The organism is Paenibacillus sp. FSL H3-0457 (assembly GCF_037981725.1).
Taxonomy (GTDB): Bacteria; Bacillota; Bacilli; order Paenibacillales; family Paenibacillaceae; genus Paenibacillus; species Paenibacillus amylolyticus.
In genome coordinates this window covers 1,236,018-1,257,223 of the sequence record NZ_CP150283.1, presented here as the reverse complement: position 1 = coordinate 1,257,223, position 21,206 = coordinate 1,236,018, and the positions used below count along the sequence as shown (strand labels likewise).

At 46.7% G+C, this 21,206-nt stretch carries 17 protein-coding genes; 7 read left to right on the top strand and 10 right to left on the bottom strand.

The annotated features are described in order from the left end of the window. Position 1 precedes the first annotated feature (1 nt). The 5 genes from MHH25_RS05625 to MHH25_RS05605 form a co-directional block, all read right to left on the bottom strand. Positions 2-1,063, bottom strand: coding sequence for a galactose ABC transporter substrate-binding protein (locus MHH25_RS05625; RefSeq protein ID WP_036606548.1), 1,062 nt, complete (start codon positions 1,061-1,063; stop codon positions 2-4). Positions 1,064-1,237: 174 nt separating this feature from the next. Further along, complete coding sequence (locus MHH25_RS05620; protein WP_340019418.1) at positions 1,238-2,416, bottom strand: substrate-binding domain-containing protein; 1,179 nt, start codon at positions 2,414-2,416, stop codon at positions 1,238-1,240. Next, positions 2,403-4,190 carry a sensor histidine kinase gene (locus tag MHH25_RS05615; protein WP_076253497.1) on the bottom strand — a complete coding sequence of 596 codons (1,788 nt, stop codon included), beginning with the start codon at positions 4,188-4,190 and terminating at the stop codon, positions 2,403-2,405. Before MHH25_RS05615 ends, MHH25_RS05620 begins: the two co-directional genes overlap by 14 nt. 26 nt (positions 4,191-4,216) lie before the next feature. Then, positions 4,217-5,950 carry a response regulator gene (locus tag MHH25_RS05610; protein WP_340019417.1) on the bottom strand — a complete coding sequence of 578 codons (1,734 nt, stop codon included), beginning with the start codon at positions 5,948-5,950 and terminating at the stop codon, positions 4,217-4,219. 337 nt (positions 5,951-6,287) lie between these two features. After that, positions 6,288-7,190 carry a tyrosine-type recombinase/integrase gene (locus MHH25_RS05605; protein ID WP_340019416.1) on the bottom strand — a complete coding sequence of 301 codons (903 nt, stop codon included), beginning with the start codon at positions 7,188-7,190 and terminating at the stop codon, positions 6,288-6,290. Positions 7,191-7,358: 168 nt separating this feature from the next. Here MHH25_RS05605 and MHH25_RS05600 point away from each other — a divergent pair, with 168 nt between their 5' ends. Next, positions 7,359-7,559, top strand: coding sequence for a cold-shock protein (locus MHH25_RS05600; protein ID WP_017690333.1), 201 nt, complete (start codon positions 7,359-7,361; stop codon positions 7,557-7,559). A 99-nt stretch (positions 7,560-7,658) separates the two neighbouring features. Beyond that, positions 7,659-7,931 (top strand): HU family DNA-binding protein, encoded by a 273-nt coding sequence (locus MHH25_RS05595; protein ID WP_036606368.1) that lies wholly within the window; start codon positions 7,659-7,661, stop codon positions 7,929-7,931. A gap of 331 nt (positions 7,932-8,262) precedes the next feature. Here MHH25_RS05595 and MHH25_RS05590 read toward each other — a convergent pair whose 3' ends face one another. Both MHH25_RS05590 and MHH25_RS05585 read right to left on the bottom strand, forming a co-directional pair. Then, complete coding sequence (locus MHH25_RS05590; protein WP_036672489.1) at positions 8,263-8,907, bottom strand: Vat family streptogramin A O-acetyltransferase; 645 nt, start codon at positions 8,905-8,907, stop codon at positions 8,263-8,265. A gap of 35 nt (positions 8,908-8,942) precedes the next feature. Then, a complete protein-coding gene (locus MHH25_RS05585; protein WP_340019415.1) occupies positions 8,943-10,631 on the bottom strand; it encodes a methyl-accepting chemotaxis protein in 1,689 nt (562 codons plus the stop codon). Between the two features lie 509 nt (positions 10,632-11,140). Here MHH25_RS05585 and MHH25_RS05580 point away from each other — a divergent pair. Next, positions 11,141-11,641 (top strand): MarR family winged helix-turn-helix transcriptional regulator, encoded by a 501-nt coding sequence (locus MHH25_RS05580; RefSeq protein WP_235431522.1) that lies wholly within the window; start codon positions 11,141-11,143, stop codon positions 11,639-11,641. A gap of 29 nt (positions 11,642-11,670) precedes the next feature. Then, the gene (locus tag MHH25_RS05575; protein WP_083669866.1) at positions 11,671-12,612 is read left to right on the top strand and encodes an NADP-dependent oxidoreductase; all 942 of its coding nucleotides are present in this window, start codon (positions 11,671-11,673) and stop codon (positions 12,610-12,612) included. A 93-nt stretch (positions 12,613-12,705) separates the two neighbouring features. Here MHH25_RS05575 and MHH25_RS05570 read toward each other — a convergent pair whose 3' ends face one another. Next, complete coding sequence (locus MHH25_RS05570) at positions 12,706-14,700, bottom strand: CotH kinase family protein (protein WP_340019413.1); 1,995 nt, start codon at positions 14,698-14,700, stop codon at positions 12,706-12,708. 466 nt (positions 14,701-15,166) lie between these two features. Here MHH25_RS05570 and MHH25_RS05565 point away from each other — a divergent pair, with 466 nt between their 5' ends. Next, positions 15,167-16,903, top strand: a complete 1,737-nt coding sequence (locus MHH25_RS05565) for a HAMP domain-containing methyl-accepting chemotaxis protein (protein ID WP_340020451.1) — start codon at positions 15,167-15,169, stop codon at positions 16,901-16,903. Positions 16,904-17,002: 99 nt separating this feature from the next. Here the strand turns inward: MHH25_RS05565 and MHH25_RS05560 are convergent, their stop codons facing one another. Together MHH25_RS05560 and MHH25_RS05555 are read right to left on the bottom strand one after the other, a co-directional pair. Then, positions 17,003-17,539, bottom strand: a complete 537-nt coding sequence (locus MHH25_RS05560) for a hypothetical protein (protein ID WP_340019411.1) — start codon at positions 17,537-17,539, stop codon at positions 17,003-17,005. A gap of 105 nt (positions 17,540-17,644) precedes the next feature. Next, positions 17,645-18,007: a hypothetical protein gene (locus MHH25_RS05555; RefSeq protein WP_340019410.1), complete on the bottom strand. Its 363-nt coding sequence runs from the start codon at positions 18,005-18,007 to the stop codon at positions 17,645-17,647. Between the two features lie 305 nt (positions 18,008-18,312). On the opposite strand from MHH25_RS05555, the gene MHH25_RS05550 reads away from it, so the two are divergent. Continuing rightward, positions 18,313-18,894, top strand: coding sequence for a TetR/AcrR family transcriptional regulator (locus MHH25_RS05550; protein ID WP_340020450.1), 582 nt, complete (start codon positions 18,313-18,315; stop codon positions 18,892-18,894). A gap of 77 nt (positions 18,895-18,971) precedes the next feature. Continuing rightward, positions 18,972-21,158 (top strand): YhgE/Pip domain-containing protein, encoded by a 2,187-nt coding sequence (locus MHH25_RS05545; protein ID WP_340020449.1) that lies wholly within the window; start codon positions 18,972-18,974, stop codon positions 21,156-21,158. The last annotated feature ends 48 nt before the right edge of the window (positions 21,159-21,206 follow it).

Sequence of the window (21,206 nt, the reverse complement as noted above, 5' to 3'; positions counted from 1 at the left end):
GTTATTGGGCGTCGGCGATGTTGTCTTTTGTAATCTTTTTGTATGCAATCCAGACGTATTTACCATCTGTAATGTCGTATTTGGTATTTTCCTTTGTTGGTGTCTCACCTTTGGCAAGTACGGAAGCCAGTGCCACCGTGGCTGCACCCTGATTCTTGGCATCATTAAGCACCGTGCCCAGCATTGTACCATCCTGGAGAGCCTGAATGGCTGGAGCTGTTGCATCCACACCTACCACCGGCATGGATTTGCCATCTTTGAAGTATCCGGCTGCTTTCAATGCCTCAATGGCTCCCAAGGCCATGTCATCATTGTTCGCGAGAACGGCTTCAATCTTGTCACCATGGGAAGCCAGGAACGCCTGCATTTTCTCCTGACCTTTCACCCGGTCCCACATCGCCGTGTCTTCCGCCAGTGCTTCCACTTCGATTCCGGCATCCTGGATCGCCTGAACCGAATATTTGGTCCGAAGCTCTGCATCCTGGTGACCCGGTTCCCCTTTCAGCATAACGTATTGCAGTTTGCCATCGCCGTTTTTGTCAGCTTCCGGATGTGCTTTCCAGTAATCCACAATCAGCTGACCGGAGATCGTACCGGACTCCTCCGCTTTTGCTCCTACATAGTACACTTTATCCCATTTGTTCATATCTTCAGCTACTGGCTCACGGTTGAGGAATACCACTGGAATGTTCGCTGCCTTAGCCTTGTCAATGATGACACCTGCCGCCGTCCGGTCCACCGGGTTCACGGCCATTGCATTGTATTTCTTGGATACAAACAGATCGACTTTCTCGTTCTGGGTCGGCTGTGCATTCTGGCTATCCACGATATCCAGAGTCGCAACGCCTTCCGCTGCTGCGGTCATGGCATTACGTACACCCGTCATGAATGTATCATCAAATTTGTAGATGGCAACACCAATCTTTGGCGTTTCCGTACCGGCTGCTGTCTGGCCTCCTGTATCTGTTCCCGTACTTCCACCTGCGCTGTCTCCGCCGCTACTACACCCCGCCGCCACAACCATACATGCCGTAATCAACAGTGTCATCCATGTTTTCTTCATATCCTAATGACCTCCCCCAAGTTCATTCGGCTTCACCGATGTCTTTATTATGAAAGGGTTTACATTAAATTCGAATACAATATCTTCACCTGTTCTATCGAAATCTTCCTCAAGTTAACAAACACCTTAATTACTTCATTCAGTATTCGTTCCGGCACTCGTTCCAGCATTGGTTCATTGCACAAAAGGAAACAACAGCTTCTGGTTATCCATCCAGAACATATTGTCTGTACTAACCAGCTTGGTCTCAAGTAACACTCTCGCTTGCACCTGTTGATTGTTCAGCCGCGCAACGGCTTGATTCAATCCCAGATAACCTGCACTGTATCCATTCTGGACGATGAGATGATCAAAGACCCCTTCTTGCAATTGCTCCAGTTGCTGTTGTTCACTGCCAAATCCAACAATCCTTACCTTGTCCGCAGATTTGCGTCGATTCAGTTCATCAGCTGCTCCCAGAGAAGCAGGTTCCTGAAGAGTAATGAAACCATCTACCTCCTGCTGGTCCAGCAATTGCTTCGCAGTCTGCCAACATCCATCCCGTGTATTACATATCGATTTGGGTTCCACTTGAATATTAGGATACTGTACCAAGGATTCCATAACTCCCTGCTCTCTCTGAATCAGACCAGAATTGAGAGGATCGGGGCCCAATAAGGCCACATGCCCTTTCCCTTCCAGAAGCTCCGCCATAGCCTGGCCGGCCTGTCTTCCCGCCTCAACATTATCCATCGAGATGAAACTGGTGATGCCTTTCACGGGAAATTCATCGTTAAGCACAATGACAGGAACAATGGTTCCATCGGAATTTGTTGTCTGTGCCTCCTGAATGATGTCACTAAGTGCCTTTTCACTTAGGGGATCAACCAATAGAGCTGATGCCCCCTGCTTCAGAGCCGATGCGGCGGCCTCCACTTGAGCCTGCTCTCGCCCACTGCGAGACAACGTATGGCTGTTGATATTTGCCTGTTTGACCTGCATCTGATTTCCAGGAGAGTCCAGAATGGCAGGCGTGTACACATCACCATCGGAAGGGTATGCTTCCACTGTAATCAGTTCGGCTCCGTTCTCTTTGGCAGCCGCTTCGGCGCCAAGCCGGATAGCTTCCGCAAGTTCCCCTGTCCCAGCTGGCGTAATGAGCGCAATACGTGGCGGTACTGCCGTAGCATCGGGACTCGATAAGCCACAGGCGCTGCATATGAGCAGACAGCAGCTTGCAACTGTCAGGGTTACTAACCGACGTTTCCGGATTCCAGGGAAGCTCGCAGCAACCTTTTTCCAAAACGTACGAATGTATGACCCTACAACTCTGTGGCTGTGGATATCGTTCCTATTCTCCTTATTGTCTGTCATCAGGCTCGCCCTCCTTCTGCTGCCATTGAATGGGAATCCGAACCCAGACCGTGGTGCCTTCTTCCAACTCACTTGCAAATTCAAGTCCGAAGCCCTCCCCATAATAGAGCCGGATTCGGTCATGCACATTGCGCACCGCTACGCCGGAGCCTGCACCACTTTTGACCACAGGACGACCACTTAATAATCCCGACATCTGTTCTTCCGTCATGCCGACCCCATTATCTGTAATGCGAAACACCAGCTTGTTGTCCTCACGATAAACATCGACCTCAATACTTCCTTCGTCCATGTGGTACTCGATGCCATGAACAATGGCGTTCTCAATCAGGGGCTGGAGCACCAGCTTTAATGTCAGGCAATCCAGAAGCGTATCATCTACCTTAATCGTAAAGTTGAATTTGCGCTTGAACCTCATCTGCTGAATCGTCAAATAATGCTGCGCATGCTCCAGCTCTTCCCTGATCGTGATAATCGTTTTGCCTTGACTAAGACTGATGCGGAATAGGCGAGAGAGAGACGTGATCATCGTAATCACTTCTTCATTGCGACTCATGCCTACCATGCGCACTACTGAATTCAGAGTATTATATAAAAAATGTGGATTGATCTGGGCCTGCAAGGCTTCCAGCTCCAGACGCCGCTTCTGTTCCTGCTCATGGATGATCTCATCCATCAGGGTGCGAATTTTATTGACCATCAGATTAAAGCGACGAGATAGACGTTCCACCTCCAGCGGCCCTTCAATAGGCAACTCCACGTTGAAATCCCCGCGCTCTACGGCCTTCATTTTACGTTCCATTCGCCGAATCGGGCGAGTCAGACTGGAGGATAAGAACAGCGAGACAAGAATGACCAGTACCAGTACAACGACCAATACACGAATGAGATATCCGTTCACTTCCTGACGCGTTGTCATAATCTCATCCAAATAAGCAACACCGACGATTTTCCACCCGATATTGGCAACGGACTTTACGGTATTCAGCCTTTTCTGCCCATCTGCTTCATCTTCGTAACTGCCGGAAGCCACCAAAGCCTGTTCGATATTCTCGCTTTTGAGTCCCATATACATCAATTGTTGCTGCGGATGGTACACGATATTGCCCGCACTCTCATCGATGATATACACGTATCCTCGTTGCCCCAGACTGACCCGACGGCTCAGTTCATCCATCTGTTTGAAATTGATATCGACCAGCAGGATAACCTGCCGATCCTGACCATTTTGCCGTATCGTTATGCCTTTGCTCATGGAAACGACCCATTTATATGGGCCTGTGTACATGTTCTGAATATGAGGTAACGAGAAACTCAGGTGATCCGGCACACGAAGCGCAGACTGAAACCACCCTTGCTGTGTCACATGGGCGCTGGTTTTTAATTCGGCTGTAGGTCGGTTCTTGAGCAATTTCCCCGTGGAATCAAGCAGAGTAATCGAGATGATATCTTCACGACTGCTGAGCAGTGTGTCAAGCTGTTTGTCCACCAGTTCCCCTTCCCATGTCCCGTCACGCAGCATGTGTTCCTCAATGGCACGGTACAGATGAGACATACTACGGACGTAATCCTCCAGGTTATAACTGACCTGATCCACAATCTGTCTCGTCGTGAGTTCCGCACTTCGCTCGGCAGCCTGCGTGAACTTGTCATGCAGAAGCATCGCCATGATAGTTAGCACCAAGACGATGAAGACGGAAAAGGACCATGTAATAATAAACCGGATACTGCTGACTCTGGACGAACGCAGACGAGAGCGTAATTGAGGTCCCATGGACTTCACCCATCTGGACAAGAAATTCATCGGATCGAACCTTCACTTGCCGCCTGGGAAGCCTGTTTACGATATTCTTTGGGCGAGATGCCAATATGTTTTTTGAAACAAAAACTGAAGTAATTGGGTTCGGCAAAGCCAACCTGCTCCGCAATCTCAAACGACTTCAGCTCGGTCGAGCGAAGCAGCTCACGCGCTGCCTCCATTCGGATCTGCATCAGGTACTGCAGGAAGGTAAGTTGTACTTCTTTTTTGAAAATGCCACAAAAATAACCGGAGCTGATATGCAAATGTCCGCACACCTTCTGAATAGATAGGTCCGGGTCGGCATAATGCTCTTTCGTGAAGACCAACGCCTGCTCGACAATATCCTTGTATACATGCTGCCGTCCGCTCGCAATGCGATGTTGCACGAGTAGACAGACCTCCTGTACCTTCTTCTGTGCCTCAGTGAGTCCCGGCAGTCGGAACAAATCCGCATACAACTGGAACCCTGCACCAAAGATGTCCTCCATCGCTTCCCCTGATGCCTGTGCTGCCTTCCACACTGTTGTTAATACTTCAATTAAATAGAGCTGAATATCACTTCGCCCGTGTTCCACTGTAATTTCCCGGAAAATGATCGCAAGTGCTTCCTCCAGCTCCGCTTGTGTACCCGCCTTAAGGCAACGTGTCAGCGTCTGCTGCTTCAACTCGTCGAACCGCAGTTTGCCCGCTGTCTGTCGCTCCACGTCCGCGATGTATATAATTGAATCCGTCCCGGGCACAAGTCGATAATCCAATGCCAGCAGGGCATCTTCATAGGCATGATTCACATCCGCGAGTGTATCCACAATCTGACCAGAGCCCACCGTAGCCGGGATACGTAAATAGTGGTTGATGCTGCGCATCACATTTTCCAATGCCTTCTGTTGCCGCTTCGCTCCATCTGTACCGCCCGTACGATCCACATAGAGCAGAACAATCGTCTCCTGATGCATAAAGGCATGACCAGCCCCATGCTCCGCCCAAACTTCTGCCGCAATGTTAAGTGCCGCAAAGCGTTTCAGTTCAGCATCCTCAGATTGACGCAAGGAACCTCCGGGAACGAATATCTCAGACTGGTCCGCTACCTCGGATGTTGTTTTGTTATGTCGCTGTGGGGGCTCGCTGAATCCTCCCTCAGGTTTCTCCTTCTGCACATCTCCATCCATATGCAGTGTCAATACAGACACCCCATAACGTTCTCCTGTCAGATCCAATCCGCATTGTTTGGCTTTACTATGAATATATGTCGAGGATTTCTGTCGATGGAGCAAGGTCGCCATCAGATCTGCCTGTAATAAAGGCAAACTGGTATGATAGTGCTCACGTAGCTGCTGTACATCTTCTCGCTCAGCCACTTCAGCTGCCATCTGGGCGCGCAGTCTTGTGAGCAGTTCGGTGAGATGCCCTGCCGAGAACGGCTTCAGCAGATATTCATCCACACTTAACGAGATGGCTTGCCTCGCATAATCAAATTCATCATATCCAGTCAAAATGACCACCTTCACGAGTGGATTACGTTTCCTCAGTCTTTGTGCGAGTTCCAAACCATTCATGAATGGCATGCTGATATCGGTCACCACAATGTCCGGCTCTACCCGCTCCGCCATCTCCAATGCTTCACGCCCATTCTCAGCCAAACCGACTATCCGCAGATCGAGCGCTTCCCAATCGACCTCTACAACAAGTCCTTCACGCACATCTTCTTCATCATCCACCAGCAGTACCCGGTACACGTTTGGATTCCTCCCTTTTGATGCCGGCCTTATGCCCTATCAACGAATATATATGTAGCATTGTGAATCCATTTGATGTCTTATTGCTCACCGAATTGAAGCAAAATGCAAAGGGCTCATGTTGATCTGTTCCAAGGTTGCCATCATAATATACAATATTATCAGGGATATGTAATCGCTTTCTTTATTGGAGGTAAGGCAACCCTGTCGGGCAGTGCCTAAGTGAAATGTGAAGGATCGTATATGAATGCTAAAGGTAGGTTAAAGTAATACAAACACGGGAAATTTCGAAGTACTTCTAATAAGAGGTGTTTTCATTCTGACTATAATTCAGACTTCATTCTTGTTCTTTACGATGATTCATACTTAATGCTTTAAAATAAATCATTGTTGTATCTGGGTTGGTGTGTCCCATTATCTCGGCCAAACGGTGCAGTGGCGTATGCTCAGCCATGGCGTAGCCAAAACGATGACGCAGGTCGTGTGAACTCAGTCCTTCCAGCCCTGCTGTTATCATTACTTTTTTAATCAGGTGGCGCAGTGCTCTCTCCGTTAAACGATCATTTGTCTTCTCTGAGGGAAAAAGGTACGCACGATCGGTAGCAAGATCAGATAAGTACTGATTCAACATGACAACACACTGCATATTCAGAGGGATCTTACGTTGCATGTTGCGTTTATCTGCGCTCACTGTCAGGTGACCGCTTCGTCTACCAATTTCGATATCATGAGGCTTGAGGTTGCATACCTCCATCGTTCGCAAGCCTGTGTGAAACATAAGGGTCAGGATGGTCTGATCACGAAGTGAATTACCATACTCCACTGCTGCGAGGAATGCCTGCTCTTCTTCCAATGTCATTCGACGTGGACTTACTTTGTCTTCCGGAATGAATTTTAATGGTTTGGAAGGGTCATGACTGAGCCTGGATTCCAAGACAGCCCATTTGAAAAAACGCTTCAGCGTAATCAATCTCCGGTTAATGGTGGCTGGTTTCAATAACATAACTTGGTGAGCATCTTCACGATAACTGACTAAAGTGGATGTATCCACATCTTCAATTCGCAGTGAAAACTCTGCGCTGAGCATGGTGCTTTCCTTGTACCATTCGATAAAGTGCTTCAGATCACTTGCATATTCCTTCACGGTTTTGGGATGCAATTCCCCCTCTTTAGCAAGCATATGTATGAATTCCTCTACTGTCGGTTCCCGCTGCACCGAAACCCCTGATGACTGATTCATTAGAAAATACCTCCAAATCTTGACTTATATTAGCGGACATGGTATTATCATATTAATCGATACATTAGCGGACATCAAGTTCGTGGTTTAAATGCACCAGGTGAGTGTCAATTTTAAATTATACTCGTCATAATGATCGGCTAAAAACTTATTTTTTGGAGGAATCACATGCAAACAGGTACAGTGAAATGGTTCAACGCGGATAAAGGATTCGGCTTTATCGAAACTGAAGAAGGAACAGATGTATTCGTTCATTTCAGTGCAATTCAAGGTGAAGGTTACAAATCTTTGGACGAAGGTCAACGCGTTCAATTTGAAGTAACTCAAGGTAACCGTGGACCACAAGCTGAGAACGTTACTAAACTTTAATTATATGAAAGCTGCCTTATTAATAAGGCAGCTTTTTATTTACACATATGTGTCACAGCAAAGTTTCCACATCCCAAGAATGAAAGCGAGGTATTCCCCATGGATAAAGAACAATTGATCACAGAAGTAGCCAAGGCTGGCGGTTTCTCCAAGAAGAATGCTGAAAAAGCTGTAACCGTTGTACTGGACTCGATTCTCGAAGCTCTCAAAGAAGGCAAAGAAGTTCAACTGGTCGGATTCGGGAAATTTGAAGTGCAGAAGCGTGAGGCAAGAACGGGAAGAAGTCGGAAAACAGGCAAAGAAATTCAACTACCTGCAGGTAAAGTTCCTGTATTCACAGCAGGCTTAAGCATGAAAGAAGCTTTAAATTAAACAACGCAACAACTTATTGAAAAGAGGTTTTTATTCAAACACACAATGATAATATGGATTTAAATGTCGTGTTTACTACCGTTGATGATATCATTAACTTTTATTCAGGCAAACAGACAAACTCGGATCATACAGAAAATCACACTCATTTGAAGCCCCCATCAACAAAGTCTGATTGTACCCTACGACCACCCACCCGTTAAATTAACATTTCATCTTGGACAACAAGAGGCCCTGATCCGCTCAAAACGGTCCAGGGCCTGATTTGCTTGGAAGCCGGCTCCATCAGGAACCAGCTTTTTTTGTCTTTTAAGCACAATGCACATCCAGCCTATTTGCTGTTCAGAAGTTCGCGCAAGATCTGTAGATCATATGCAGAGACAAGACGTTCCAAATGCGTATCCAGCCATTCCTCGTCCTGATCCCACCACTTCAATTCCAGCAGCAGTGCAATCGTCTCTTCGTCAAAACGCTTTTTAACAGTCTTGGCTGGATTACCACCAACAATCGTATAGGGTTCAATGTCCTTAACGACGGTTGAATTGGAGGCAACAATTGCCCCGTCTCCAATCGTGATACCAGGCATGATCGTTACATTTTGTCCAAGCCATACATCGTTCCCCAGTACCGTGTCACCCTTATATGGAAGTTGTTCCAGTGTAGGTGTCACACGCTCCCATCCTCCACCAAAAATGTTGAACGGATACGTGGTCATACCCTCCATCCGATGATTCGCGCCATTCATAATGAATGTCACACCTTCCGCAATTGCACAGAAATTGCCAATGACCAGGCGATCACCAATAAAGTCATAATGATGCTGTATCCGGTCATAGAATTGCTCTGGCGGATTTGTGTTGTCACTATAATACGTATAATCACCGATGTCCACGTTGGAACGCGGCGGCAGGTTTTGAATGTAACATACCGTACGGATATTCTCATTCGGGAAAAGTTTTGTTTTATCAGGGGCCATATTGTAGTCCCTCCTTTTCCCTATTGTAACAGATATTAAATCTTAAACGGACTAAGTGAGGTCTGCAGCTCTGTCGACACATCAGACAAAATAGCCGCAGATGCCTTGATCTGCTCTACCGACTTGAGCTGTTCATGGACAGAATCGGCAGCCTGTTGTGAATTGGTACTAGCCGTTTGCGCATGGCGAGCGATCTCATGCACAGAAGCTACAATCTGCTCCACGCCTGCGGACATCTCTTCACTTGTCGCAGCCATGTCCTCAATCTCTGTAGCAATACGCAGGTTTGTATCCCGGATCAGGCTGAAGTTTTGCTCCGTTTCCCGGGTCAAGCGCAGTCCTTCCTGTACTTCGTCCTTCACTCTCGACATGGCCGATAGCGATTGCTGCATATCTTGTTCCATGGCTTCGACCAGTTCTTCAATACGATCTGAAGAGTCTCCGGCTTGTTCAGCCAGTTTACGAACCTCGGTAGATACGACGGCAAATCCTCTGCCATGCTCCCCTGCTCTTGCTGCTTCAATGGATGCATTGAGGGAAAGCAGATTCGTTTGATTTGCAATCTCATGAATGGCGGAAACCATCTGGCTAATCTGTGCCGACTTCCCTTCCAGCATACGAATGACTTCATCCGTTGTGGTAACGGAAGATTCAATGGTAGACATCTGCTGAACGGTAAGTTGCACCGCTTCACCTCCGGTTTCAGCCTGTTTGCGTGAATACAAAGCAGAATCCGAGATGCTGGAGGCCTTGTCCGCCATGCGTTGTACGGCTATCGCCACTTCTTCCATGGCCTGCAGATTTTCTTCTGTACTAATTGTCTGACTCTCGGCTCCTTGTGCGACTTGTTCAACGGAGGATGCAATCTGCGCCGATTCTTTGGACGTTTGGTCCGCAATCTTCAGTAGCAGCCCAGTCGATTGCTCTGCTTTCTCCGCAGCTTGAAGTCCTCCTTGAATGATGACCTGGAGATTACTTCTCATCTCATTGTATCCCATGCCCAGCATGCCAATCTCGTCTTGGACGTTGTCCACAACTGGCTGTGTGAAATCGCCCGTACCCGCACGTTTAATCGCTACGGATACCCGTTCGATTCTTACTCTCACCCTGCGAACGTACAACAGGATCAGGGTAATTGCGACCAACATTGCAAGCAGGAATACAATCAGGAATGTCTTGAGGAACGAGGAGATAATCACATCAATTAACGATTGAGAAGCGCCAACATAGAAAATTCCGATAATCTCTCCGGATGCGTTCTTGATTGGTTCATAGGCCGTCTGATATTTCTGACCCACAACCACGGCTTCACCGAAGTATTTTTCCCCTTGCTGCAAAACGGTCTGGGCGACCTCGTCCGATACCTTCGTGCCAACAGCACGTTTTCCATCCACCATGACATTTGTTGCAACACGTTCGTCACCTCGGAAGATCGTCACCGTGTCACCAGAAGCTTCTCCAATCTCATCCACCAGTTCAAAGTTGCCTTCCAGCGCGGTATCTCCCTTGAATAATTGTCCGTCCTTAATGGCCCAATCTCCTGGATGCTTATATGTAATCATACTATTTGCCATCTCCAAATCTCGCTTTGCCTTCTCTGTAGCAAATGTCGTGATCCCCTGCTTCATCTCCAGGATTACACTTACCGCCACGGCTGATGAGAAGACGATAAATATACTGATAACGATCAAACTGATTTTGGTACCGATGCTCATGCTTCGCATGTGTGTGAGCCACCCTTTTCCCTATGTAATTGTGGGGATATTCAAGCCAATTTCGATTCCGTTTCGAATATCACTATAGTCTTATCGGTAGGAGTGTTCACAATATTTATAATATTTCAGTGACTTTTATCACAGTAATCGAAATTATAAATCTAATATTTTACGCATTATCCGTAATCATGTAAGAATGTTCTGCTGTCTGGAAATTTAGAGGAGCTGTATAAGTTGAACTAAAGAATATATACCTGGATACTCCGATGACAGAACAACCTTCCGATCGCTGTTATCCCCAGATTTTTCGATTCCTTTTATAAAGGGGTAGATCCGGGGATAACATATGCTTCCGATGCAGCTTGCTCAGAAAGCTTTTAGGCGAACGTTCCGCTTCTTCAGGTTCTTTCTGTCCTCTACGTTTCATGTAGAAGTGTTTAGTTCGATTTATGTTGCCAACCACATATTTAAGTGTTATATTTATGTTGCCGACAACACAATTAAGAAAGTTGAGGTACATGATGACAGCCAAAGATGATTTCAAAAAGCCTGATAATCTCCAGGAATTAAATAATGAGGAATTCAGTGCAGTAGCGCAGTATCCCATCAGCTTTAGCATTTTTGCTCTGGCACGCTCTCACAAGGGTCTTGCTGCGCAGTTGATTCGGGATACCGGGCTTTTTCCCGGTCAAGAGATTATGCTGATGCAGTTATATGCACAAGACCATCAATCCCAAAACTCATTGGGTCGCACACTTCGCCTGGATCACTCAACCGTAGCCAAGTCTGTTCGCCGTCTGGAAGATGCCGGTCTCGTTACTCGGAGTCGTTCCAAAACAGATGGACGGGTGACCATTGTATCCCTAACAGAAGCCGGACGCGCACTGGAGGATCAAGTGAATAACGCCTGGCGCCAAGTGGAGCAGATCACCACAGCTGGCCTCTCCGAGGAAGAAAAGAACTTACTGTTATCTCTTTCACAGAAAATTGCTGCACAGATTGATTCATCCCTATCCTAAATTTGCTTAACGAATGGAGCGTGTGTACAATGCATACATCTAAAATGAAAGCTATTCAGATTCATCAATACGGAGGACCCGATACATTACAGTTCGAACAGGAAGTCCATAAGCCCCAGCCAGCTGCCGGCGAAGTTCTGGTACGCATTCAGTATGCTGGAGCCATTCCACTGGACTGGAAGATTCGTAACGGCTGGTTGCAAAACGTGTTTGTCAAAGAGCTGCCTTATACACCCGGAACGGCCATGTCAGGCATCGTTGAAACCGTGGGAGAGGGTGTCGATACCTTTCAGCCGGGAGATCGTGTTTTTGGTAATGTGAACGGAAGTTATGCCGAGTATGGTATGGCTCCTGCTACGGATTTGGTGCATATGCCAGACGACCTGAGTTTTGAGGATGCTGCGACCATTAAAGGCGGAGCTGAAGCGGCATGGAAAGCACTGTTCACCGAAGGTGAGTTGGAAGCTGGGCAAACCGTTCTAATCCACGCTGCTGCGGGCGGTGTCGGACAATTCGCAGTGCAGCTTGCAAAATGGAAAGGCGCTCATGTTATTGCTACCGCGTCTGGTGCCAATGTTGATTTTGTTACTTCATTGGGTGCCGATCAAGTGATTGATTACAAGACAGCCTTGTTTGAAGAGCTGGTAAGTAATGTAGATCTGGTTGTTGAATCGGTCGGTGGAGAGATCGAAGATCGCTCATGGGGTGTTCTGAAACCTGGGGGCCGACTGGTATCGTTAACTCAACTGCCTTCTGCCGAAAAAGCAGCGCAGTATGGCGTTACAGCCAAGTTTAATTCCGAATTTCCGACATCAGAGGATCTGTACACAATCGCTCAGCTAATCGCTAACGGTTCCCTCCGCTCAGAGATTGATTCTATCTTCCCTTTAAGTGAAGCGAATCAAGCGCATGCCAAAAGTGAGGCCAGACATGGACGAGGCCGGATTTTGCTGGATGTTCGCTCCGTCTAACCTGACAAAGCAGAGCAAAAAGGGATTCGATCTGACCATCGAATCCCTTTTCTTATTCTCCATACAACAACGTTGCTCTTGAGGAGATATTTCTTATTTGGATGTAAGGCTTACTTGTGCAGCGGTTTGATCCCAGTCCACGGTAAGTCCCAGTCCTTCTGAGATGAAGCGTACAGGCACGAGTGTGCGACTGTTTTGAATGATTGCTGGTGCATCAATTTCGAGCGTCTCTCCATTTACGGTTGCGGTGCTGCTTCCGATCTTGAGCACAAGGGTCTGATCATTCAGAACGGCTGTTACCGTCTTCGCCGTTTTGTCCCAAGTCACTTCTGCACCCATCGCTTCGAGGATTGCGTTCACAGGTACCATCACTCGGCCACTTTGCTGCAGCGGGTCCTGATCCGGGAATGTGATCGATTTACCATCGAGTGTTACGGTAATGGTTTTGTCGTTTGTTCCGGATGAGGTATTCGAACCTGTCTCTTCCGAAGTCTCAGGCAGCGGTGTTACTTCACGTCCAAGTTGCTCTTGTAGGTTCGCAAGACGATTCAGGGCAAATGTCGTCAGTGATCCGGCTGCCATGGAGCCCATACCTCCGCCGCCAAAGTTACCGCCAGGGCGTGTCTGCGTATTATCTGTACCCGTTGTTGCATCTGTTGTACCATTTCCAGTTGCGGCACCCGGCTGAGTCGGAGGTGTTGTTCCATCTGGAGGAGTCATTCCTTCAAAACCTTCAGGCGGCGTCATGCCTTCCATACCCTCAGGTGGGGTCATTCCCTCAAATCCTTCTGGTGGAGTACCGCCCATACCACCTGCTGCATCTGCATTTGCAGAATAAGCAATGTTGGATTCAAATTGTTCTGTCGTATAGAATTTCGTAGGATCTGCTTCTACATAAGGACGAATCTCATTGGCAAGGCCAGTAATACGATCCTGAATGCCTTCCATATAGTCCGTCAGTTCATTGACGTAGCTCAAATATTTTTCTTTATACTCCGGCACAGCAAGCAGGTTATTAATCATCGGTACATTTTCCATGCTAATGCCCAGTACGGGCTCGTCCACAGATACGTTTGTTGCGTTGGTGTTGGTCGTGGTTGATCCGGTTGTTGTGCCACGTCCGCCTCCACCCGAGTATCCGTTGAAGGACATGTTAAAGTCCCAAGGAACAACGGTGAACTTGCCAGCGGCATCACTGTAGAGCATGTAGTTGTGTCCTTTGTCGCCGTTATAACTGTCATAGTTGCCAAAAACCATGTTGCCTGCAATATATTGAAGTGCCGAATCCACGTCCAGTACACTTTCAATATCGCCTTTTTCACCTTCTGGCATCTCGTTCAGCGTTTGGATGAAGGTTTTGAGTTTGGCTTTGTCCTTATCCGTACCCAAGTCTTTGGTAATTGTGCTGTAGTCACTGCCCTCTTCATATTGAAGATAACTCTTCTCATCCGTATCATAGAGGACGCCTTCTTCGTAATCCTCACCGTAGTTGCGCTCCAGATAACTATCATCCACTGCTTCAACACCAGTATAGAAACCCACCAGCTCGCCGTTAACATACAGATTAACATAGTTCGTCATTGGTACATCCATGCCAATGCTGCGCAGTGCTTCATAATGAAGAACTTCACGCATATACGAAGGATCGGCGTAGTTGTTGTTCAGTACCATTTTGTCCAGTCCAAGCAGCGTTTGTGTTTTGTCGTATTTATCAAACTTCAGTCTGAAGCTGTAACGGTCCGAATCTTCCATTGAGGCTACGGCTTTCAGGGTCAGATTGCCCTTGGTGGAGAAACCGACGTTGTCCAGCTTGTTGCCGTCCACTTCCACACTAACATTCTTATAATCCTTATCGAGCGGACTTTCGAGCATGCTCTTCCAGTCTGCATCATCAATCGTTACATTCACATCAATGACGTTATCCGTCTGGAACAACGATTCATAAGCTTGCGTCACGCCTGCACTCGTGGTTGTCGCTGTACTTTCTGCAGCATATGCTGCATTCGGACTTCCGATCAGCCCAAAAGATGACGTTACCATGGTCACGGATAATGCCGTTACTGCAGCTTTTCGTAATAAAATATTCAAGTGATGAATCCTCCTTCTTGGTTTCTGTTAAGCAACTGTGGCTTATGTAAACATGTTAGGGGATGAACCTTTAGTGAATCTTAAACGCGATAAACCACAAAAATAAATAGTATGTATCACTATGAAATTCTCATGGATATACAAGAAACATAATGAAAAAAAGCGCAATTATAACCTTGGAACCGGTTCATAAGTCCTATTTTGTTGCAAATATCTAACATTAATATGCCTATATAACGATATATCTGAAGAGTAGAACTTACCTGGAGTTCATATACGTGAATAGGAAAACTCATTACGAAAAGCTTTTAGAAACAAAAGAGAATTTGATCAGACAGTGTTTTAGGGACGATTTCACAGTTTTTAAGCCAACAATTACATAGCGTGTACAACACCCAGGATAAGTCCTTCGTCACAATCGTAGAAGGAGTGAACCATCTTGTTTAATAAGCTTCGCTGGAGTACCATGCCTTTCTTCATCAAAAATTTGGTGATTTCATTCGGCAGCATCATGTTGATCGGTGTAATTCTGATTACTGCCGCGTATCAATTGCAAAAAAATATCTTGGTTGAACAGTTGCACGACCAGGCTACCGTCATCACCCAGAAATGGTACGATGATCTCGACACTGCCAAAGTGGCAGAAGCGGCTAAGGAAAAAAGCTATTCCGGTCCTGTACAGCTGGAAATGAAAGCTTATCTCGATTCCATCCATGAATTCTATCCAAACATCGCGCAAGCGTACATTTTTGGTTCAGAACTTGAGCAAGGAAACGGAACGTCCATCATCGCGATTCCAACGAACCTGTTGCAACCATTCGAGGAAGGTAACCTGCCCGCAGGTGCCATGTACCCGCTGCCTCAGAATAATGTCGTAGTACTGGAACAGATGAAAAAGGACGGAAAGCCTGCCTTCAGTGATTTCTACACGGATGAGTACGGAACCTGGACCACTCTGATCTATCCGATTAATAACGCAGATGGCTCCATGTACGCCGCTCTTTACTTCGATGTAGATGCAAGTGCCGTCCCAAAAGGTCTGAACAAACTGCTTACGTACGGTTTGATGTTCCTGATCGGTTTCCTGATCCTGTTCATGGTGTTGCAATTCATTTTGCTGAAAAGAACGTTGCTTCCGATCCGCAATCTGATGAAAGGTATCGAAGAAGTCAGCACGGGTAATCTGGACGTAACCATCGATACCGGGCGAGATGATCTGGGTATCATCAACGAGAAGTTTAATGCCATGATCCATCGCTTTAATACAACCATCTATAAAGTACAGAATGCTTCACATCACCTCTCGGAATCTTCCAAACAACTACTGGGCATTTCCGAGAAAAATAATGTGAACATTCAATCCATCAGCACCAATATTCGAGAAATATCTACTGGACTGGTATCACAAGACAAAGCCACTGTGGAGAACGCACGTGCCATGACAGAGATGTCAACGGTAGTGCAGACGATCGCCAGCAGCTCAGCCGATGTGGCAGATGAAGCACTTAGCATGGAGCAGCGCTCCAGCACAGGTAATGTGGTGATGCAACAAGTCATTGAGCAGATGCGCCTGATCTCGGGTGCGGTGCAAAATACGTCAAACTCGATTCAGTCTTTGGAAAATAACTCGAACCAGATTAGCAACATTGTTAACGTGATTACGGAGATTGCTGGACAAACCAACTTGCTTGCACTTAACGCTTCAATCGAGGCAGCCCGCGCAGGTGAAGAAGGAAGAGGTTTTGCGGTGGTTGCAGGCGAGGTACGTAACCTGGCAGAGCAATCGCAGGAATCAGCGAAGCAAATTCGACAGTTAATTGAAGAAATTCAGCGGGATATCATGCAGTCTTCTGAAGCGATGCAGTTGGGTTCCAAGGAAGTTACCAAAGGCTTGGAAGTTACCCAAGAGACTGGTGTATTCTTCGAGAATATTCTGACTGCTACGAATAAAGTTGCAAACCAGATTCAGGATATCTCCAGTTCTACTGAAGAGATCTCGGCAAGCACACAAGAAATGTCTGCCACGGCCGATGAACTGTCTGCCAATGTCAGCAAGGCAGCAAGCAGCAGTAAACAAATTGAGCAGTCAATTGATGAGCAGGAAGCCTCCATGGCAGCCATTGTGAGTGCCTCCGATGAGCTCTCGGTTGTATCAGAGCAACTGCAAGAACTGATCTCATTCTTTAAAGTACGCGCAGAATAGAATTAATAGGATACAGATAACAAGAATACGACACAGTAAAAACCAAGGCTCATGAGTGACTACACTCAAAGCCTTGGTTTTTTGTTGTTACCAGGTGTTTTATTCCTTTCGATCAGCATCTACTTGTTTAAACAGTATGTCTTCCCCACTTATAATCATCTTTTTCTCGTCATTGTAGCCAGATTGTTCGGATCGAAATCCAGCATTAAGAATAAGATCGGCCTCACCATTCGATATATATTGAACCTGCTCCGGTGTAAGGATTATTTCAACTTCTTCTGAATACCAGCTATCTTTCTTTAATTCGGTTGCCAATTCTTCACTGGTACTTGACCTCGACGGGAGAAGCGTCTTTCCATCCATTTGAAGATCAATATCGAAAAGCTGTTTCGAATGGAAAATCTCGTGGTTGGCATCTTGTCCCCTATACCTTATCCCCGGTTTAAAAGTGAAGTCGTGATCACCAAATTGTTGGACACTTAATCGGAGTTCATATTCACCCAATTGCCTGGTTGCCGTCATCGTCTGTCCTTCTCTTTGAATTCGGTCTGGTGCTGTGTCGTTGCTTTCCAATGATGAATCGGAACAACCCATTAGGACAAGACACATCATCAGGAGGTAGGAGAAATATTTCAAAGTAGACCTCCTCTCACTCTAATATATAATCTGGCTCTTAGAGTTTGGACGCAGAATTGTACCATTAAGTTACATTATTAATAAAATATATAAGAAGTTCTCCACTTAAGAGAAAGCATATCTAAACAGCCCATAGTATAGAGGTCCAATCGCGATAACTAATGTTATCAACATCCAAACTCTCCTCGTCATAATTGGTAATCCACCCAAAATCTCTTCCCCTTCGTTATCCTTTAAAAGCATTGCGAATAATACATCCCATAACAACGCTGCCACAGTAATAAATTTCCACAAAGAAGGATTTAAAATAGCTGTTTCCGTTACATATCCTAGCAGCCCTATCCATGTAATAACGGATACGACAAAATCGATTTTGCTAAGTTTCGACTTATACTTTCCTTTAATAAGATACGAGAGTGATGCTGTGCCAAGTAATCCAAGATAGATCGTCCATAAAACGTGTTCCATACGTACTCCTCATTCTTTGCTTTATTTTAATATTTACTGTTTCTTCGCCACCTTTTGCTATTATAGCTATTCAACTCTATAACTGATATATTTAGCACTTTTCCATATTATAGTAACTCCTCATCCGTACTTCCTCTACTCATTTATTGTTTTCATCCCCCAGCCCACATTATGACAAAGATCACATCCACCTTCCCCGTTCAAGTGCTACAGTTGTTAACGACCAGATGACCGAAATAGTAAATTGGTCATTAGATAACTTACCTTACCCATTACCTTTCAACCTACAAGGAGGTGTATATGTGATGAAAACGATAGATCGAAGGCAACAGGTGATGGATTCTGCCGAGAAATCCTTTGCCTTGTTTGGCTACAAAGCCACAACGATGGAGCAGGTTGCGAGACTTGCCAATGTGGGCAAGGGAACGATCTATACTTTTTTCGATAATAAAGAAGAACTGTTTAGCGAGATTCTGCGCTCAATCATTGCGGATATGAGACAGATTACAGAGCAGACGGTGAAGGAAGAGAACTCCTTTCTGGATAACGTGCATATGAGTATGGATTCTTTGCTGGAGTATCGGGAGGAACATGAGCTGTTGATCAAACTCTTTCAGGAGGTCAACGAGTTCGGTACGCCACAGGCCAAGGAAGGTTTGCAGAAAGTGGAGACAGCCATTCTTGAATATCTGGAGCGTCAGGTGAGCCGTGCCATGGAATTAGAGCAGATTCGCAGAGACGATCCCAAGCTGGTTTCTTTTGTCCTGCTGAAGCTGTATGTCACCTTAACCTCAGATTGGAACAAAGCGCATCCTACGTTGCACAAAGATCAGATCAAGGATTTTGTGGGCCTCTTTCTCAAGAATGGCTTATCCCCCACCACATAGAGAAAGGTGTATCACTTGATTCAAAACATAATAGAGATAGAACAAACGGATTAGCGTAAGGATAGGGAGAGAACATGATGAAATCATTCCACGTATTTGGGCAGGATCTGAAGTCCGCCTTCAAGAAACCAAAAGTATTTATTCCGATCCTCGTTGTACTGTTCATTCCGGTACTGTATAGTGGCCTGTTCCTGAACGCATTCTGGGACCCCTATGGCAAAATGAATGAGTTACCTGTAGCCGTGGTCAACACGGATCAGGGTGCAGTCTACAATGACAAATCACTTGAGGTCGGTCAGAATCTGGTCGCTGAATTGAAAAAAAGTGATGATTTCAATTGGCAATTCGTGACTCGTGAACAAGCAGAACAAGGTATGCAAGACAACACGTATTATATGACGATTGTGATTCCGGAGGACTTTTCCACCAAAGCAACAACCCTGATGGATGAGCACCCTGAGCCGGCAGACCTGATCTATGAACCCAATGAAGGATACAACTTCCTCGCGGGTCAGATTGGCGGCACGGCGGTCAAACAAATTCGCTCCAAAGTCGCTGCCAAAGTCACAGAATCGTATACCGAAACGTTATTGGATCAGGTCGAAAAAATCTCTGGCGGTTTGGCGGATGCCGGGGATGGCGCAGGTCAGATTCATGATGGTGCGATCACGCTGGATGAGGGTACTGCTACATTAAAAGAGAACCTGTCCAAACTGGCCGCAGGCACCGACAAGCTCGAAGCGGGCGTAGTTACATTAAAAGAAGGTACGTCCACTCTTGCCCAAGGCACAGATGATCTTCATACTGGCGCAAGCGCCCTGTCCAGTGGGCTGTCCCAATTGGCGGCGGCAGGCACGAAGCTTGGTAACGGTGCATTGGAGGCTGCAGTGGGAGGCAAACAGTTACAGGCAGGGATTCAATCCGCTCAAGAAGGTGCAGCTAAGCTGGATGCAGGACTGGCAGCTTCTGAGGAAGGAAGTGCAAAGCTGACTGCTGGGCTGCAAAGTTCTGTTGAGGGCAGTGGCAAAGTTAGCGAGGGTGCCAAAGCGGTTGCGCAAGGTCTTGCCCAATTAGCCGAAGCGAGTCCGGAACTTGCCGCAAGTCCTGCTGTGCAGCAACTCCTGGCAGCCAGCCAAGCCGTAGCTACGGGCAGCGAACAGCTGTATCAAGGCGGACAGCAATTGGTCGCAGGTAGTCAAAACCTGTACGCTGCACAGCAACAACTGCATCAAGGGAGCAGCCAGTTGGTACAGGGTGAACAACAACTGGTACAAGGAGCCACGCAATTATCCGTCGGACAAGAAAAGCTTGCGACTGGTTTACAACAGTTCAATTCCAAATTATCTGAGGCAGCCGCTGGAGGAGCCAAACTTGCGGATGGTTCAAGTCAATTGGATGCTGGTGCAGGCAAGCTGGTTGCGGGTGTAAGCCAGTTCACTGTTGGAATCTCAACCCTTGCAGATGGCTCACATAAGCTGGATGAAGGTGCTGGTCAGTTAAAAGAAGGTACCCTTAAGCTAACAGACGGCTCTGGCGAACTTGCCACCAAGTTGAATGAAGCGGCTGAGCAGACGGGTAGTGTAAAAAAGACCGATGAACTCGTAACCATGTATGCAGAGCCTGTTCAGGTCGATGAGCATAAATATAATGAGGTACCCAACTATGGTACAGGATTCTCGCCATACTTCCTGTCACTTGGGCTCTTTGTCGGCGCATTGATTGCCACATTGGTAGTGCCAACACGCGGCAGCACGGTTAGTGAGGCAAGTGGCTGGAATCGATTTGTGAGTAAAACGCTGGCTTTCACACTCATGAGTGCAGTGCAGTCCCTGCTTGCTTCATGGCTGGTCTTGTACGGCTTGGGTCTGGATGTTCAGAGCGTTCCATTATTCCTCTTGTTCAGCTTTGTTACCAGTCTAAGCTTCATGTATATCATTCAGGCACTGGTGACTTGGCTGGAGAATCCGGGACGATTCCTCGCGATTCTGATGCTGATCTTCCAGCTCACCACCAGCGCAGGCACCTTCCCGCTCGAACTGATTCCAAATTGGCTGAAAGTGTTTAATCCATGGCTGCCTATGACCTATTCGGTAACAGGTTATAAAGCAGTTATCTCAAGTGGACAGTTCGGTGTGGCTTGGGATCAGATTGGTATTCTGTGCATCTTCGCCGTGATTGGCCTGGGAGGAACCTTAACGTATTTCCTGATGCCTCATACCACGGAGAACGCAAACGTCAGCAGTGAAGTCTCACTTCACCTGTAAAAAGTAAAATAAAAAGCAAAGGCATGTACCTAAGCCCCACCCTCTTCT